General features: G+C 68.4%; 2 protein-coding genes and 1 pseudogene. 2 read left to right on the plus strand and 1 reads right to left on the minus strand.

What is annotated here, in order from left to right:
• Positions 1-480: 480 nt before the first annotated feature.
• Positions 481-726 (plus strand): annotated as a pseudogene (locus ACH4EW_RS32405) (hypothetical protein); the annotation flags it as partial.
• 10 nt (positions 727-736) lie between these two features.
• On the opposite strand, the gene ACH4EW_RS32410 reads toward ACH4EW_RS32405, so the two are convergent.
• Positions 737-1,723 (minus strand): alpha/beta fold hydrolase, encoded by a 987-nt coding sequence (locus ACH4EW_RS32410; RefSeq protein ID WP_398263140.1) that lies wholly within the window; start codon positions 1,721-1,723, stop codon positions 737-739.
• Between the two features lie 145 nt (positions 1,724-1,868).
• Between ACH4EW_RS32410 and ACH4EW_RS32415 the strand changes: the two genes are divergently transcribed.
• On the plus strand, positions 1,869-2,498 hold the full coding sequence (locus ACH4EW_RS32415) for a helix-turn-helix domain-containing protein (protein WP_398263142.1): 630 nt from the start codon (positions 1,869-1,871) through the stop codon (positions 2,496-2,498).
• The last annotated feature ends 341 nt before the right edge of the window (positions 2,499-2,839 follow it).

Consider the following 2,839-nt stretch of genomic DNA (forward strand, 5'->3'; position numbering starts at 1 on the left):
GCCACGTCACCGGGCAGGCGGCGCTTTCCCCCCTGCCGACTCGGCCGGGCCCTGGCACACGCCCTGCGTGAGATCCGTGAACGACTCCTGCCGCCAAGGCGGCAACGCTCCAACCCTCGCGTGATCAAACGCAAGATGGCCAACTGGAAACTCAAACGAGCCGAACACTGCCACCCACCCCGCCCAGAGAAGCCAACCGTCACGATTACCAAGCCGACCAAGACCAGCCCGACCCGCCGGGAAAACCACTAAATCACCGGTATTGGAGCTAGCCGCCATCCGCGGGAGTGTGGTCGAAGACATATGAAGGACATGGCCGTCGCACTCCTTAGCCATACAGGATTTTTCGTCGACCCCGACGGCCAGGACCTCACCCCCAAAACCGCCGAAGGGAGTTGAGTACCATCGTGGGAGAGATCGAGGACGGCCATCGAGCGGGCGGACCGGGAGGCGTTCACCCGGGAGCCGCCCAAGACCCGTGCGCCGGTCGGCACGACCGACGACGGACGGTTCCGCCGCCTCACCGTGCACCTCCCCCCGGCGTACGCGCAGCGCCTGTTCGACGCCCGCGACGCGGGGGCCAGCGACCGGCAGATGCACGGAATCATTGCCGAAGAGTTCAAGGATGTTTATTTCCAGGACGGCGGTGGCCGCGCTATGGAGCAGACCGGCATGCGCTACCTCGGCGCGGCCCACCCGAAACGCACCGCCAAGCTGCCCAGGTAGCCCGCCTGGTTCAGCTCTGAATCGTGGCGAGCCAGTCGGTCAGCAGGCTGTTGACCTCGTCGGGGCGTTCCTGCTGGATCCAGTGGCCGCAGCCTTCCAGGAGGTGGGAGGCCGACAGGCGGGGGAGGGTGGCGGGGTAGGCGTCGATGGCGTCGGACATCCAGGTGGTGGAGGCGTCCAGGGCGCCGCCGATGAACAGGGATGGCTGCTTGATCGGGGCTCCGCGGTGCGGGGCGAGGTCTTCCCAGTCGCGGTCCATGTTGCGGTAGCGGTTGAGGGCGCCGGTCAGGCCGGTGCGCTCGAACTCCCCGGCGTAGACGTCGAGGTCCTCCTCGCTCAACCATGCCGGGAGCGGGCCGGCGGGGAAACGGTCGCGCAGCTGACAGCCCAGGGCGACGAAGTGCGGGTCGGGCTCGCCCTCGGCGGGCATGGTGTCGGCGGACAGGGCCGCGTAGAAGCCCGCGAGCCAGCTCCGGACGTCGGGCTCGATCTCCGCCTCGGCACGGCCGGGCTCCTGGAAGTAGGAGACGTAGAACTCCTGCTCGGGGCCGCCCATCTGGCCGAAGATGTCGGTGGGGCGGGGGCCGCCGGGCGGCGCGTACGGGACGCTCAACAAGCCGACCGCGCGGAAGACTCCGGGGTGGAGCAGGGCGGAGGCGGCGGCGATGTTGGAGCCCCAGTCGTGGCCGACGATCACCGCGCTCTCCTCGCCGAGGGCGCGTACGACGGCGACGTTGTCCTCCACCAGGTCGAGCATTCGGTAGGCGTCGGTCGCGGCGGGCTTGGAGGAGCGGCCGTAGCCGCGCACGTCGATCGCCACTGCCCGGTACCCGGCCGCGGCGAGGGCCGGGAGCTGGCGGCGCCAGGAGTACCAGGACTCGGGGAAGCCGTGCACGAGCAGGACCAACGGGCCGGTGCCCTGCTCTACCAGGTGCAGGCGACCGGCAGGGGCCTCGACGGTGCGGTGGCGGAGTGCGGCGGTCGGCTCGGATCGCATGGGGGACTTCTCCTCGGTACGCGGGCGGCTGGCGGGAACCCATCGATCATGCGGCGCGGCGGCCACTCGGCGCGATCAGCGTTGCCATTCTGGCAAGGTTGCAGGACAGGGCGGTGAAGCGGCATGGCGGGAAGGAACGGGGACGGTGGCAGGTGACGACGTGGCCCAGACGCTGGCGGCGATGGGGCCGCGGCTGCGGGTCGTGCGCGAGCGCCGTGGCGTCACACTCGCCGATGTCAGCTGCGCGACCGGCATCTCGCCCAGTACGCTGTCGCGGATCGAGACCGGCCGACGCAAGCCCACCCTGGAGGTGGTGCTGCAGCTGGCGAAGGAATACGGAGTCGCCCTGGACGACCTGGTCGGCACCGCACCCGCCCCTGCGGTCGAGCCCCGCAGTACGGCGCCGCACAGCTTCGGCGACGACAAGGCAGTGTTGCCGCTGACCCGGTACGTCGGCGGCTTGCACGCCCACAAGCACGTCCTGCCTGCCGTCGCGGAGCCGCCTGGGCGGCCCCGACAGATGTCCCACGAGGGCTACGAGTGGCTGTGCGTCATGTACGGGCGGTTGTGGCTCGCACTCGGCAGCCAGGACCTCGTCCTGACTGCCGGGGACGTCGTCGAGTTCGACACCCGCATCCCCCACGGAGTCGCGAACGCCGGATCCGCCGGACCGGTCGAGTATCTGATCATGTTCGGGCCTCAAGGAGAACGCCTACGGCTGCGCACCCCTCCAGCCGCTGGTCGCGGGACTGGTGACAGAAAGGCTGCTGAATGAGCAGTTGTGACAAGCCGCGTGCCTCGTCGGTGACAACCACGCTGCTTCGTTCGGTCTCATTCGCCACGTCATCCGGCTCTGCCGGTGACAACTACTCAGGGTTCCTTTCGGATAGTTGGCCACTCTGGCACCCAGTCGTTTGCGCGGAGGCAGCACAGGGATCCGGCGCGGCGAATGTTCCGATTTCGGGTGTGCCTGTTCCGCTACGGAGGGGCAGGCATGTGGACTCGTTGATCAGCGGATCCTTCGGTGCCTGTCAAGTCAAATGAAACGAATGTGATGCTATGAGATCTGTTGTTCGGTTTGACGTCGCTTGGCGGGGTCGTTGATCCATGCCTGGC

The sequence above is a fragment of the Streptomyces sp. NPDC018000 genome (genome assembly GCF_044328025.1).
Classification (GTDB): domain Bacteria; phylum Actinomycetota; class Actinomycetes; order Streptomycetales; family Streptomycetaceae; genus Streptomyces.

Excerpts from the sequence above, each read along its gene's own strand:
- ACH4EW_RS32410 (WP_398263140.1), bottom strand. The coding sequence starts at position 1,723 with ATGCGATCCGAGCCGACCGCCGCACTCCGCCACCGCACCGTCGAGGCC.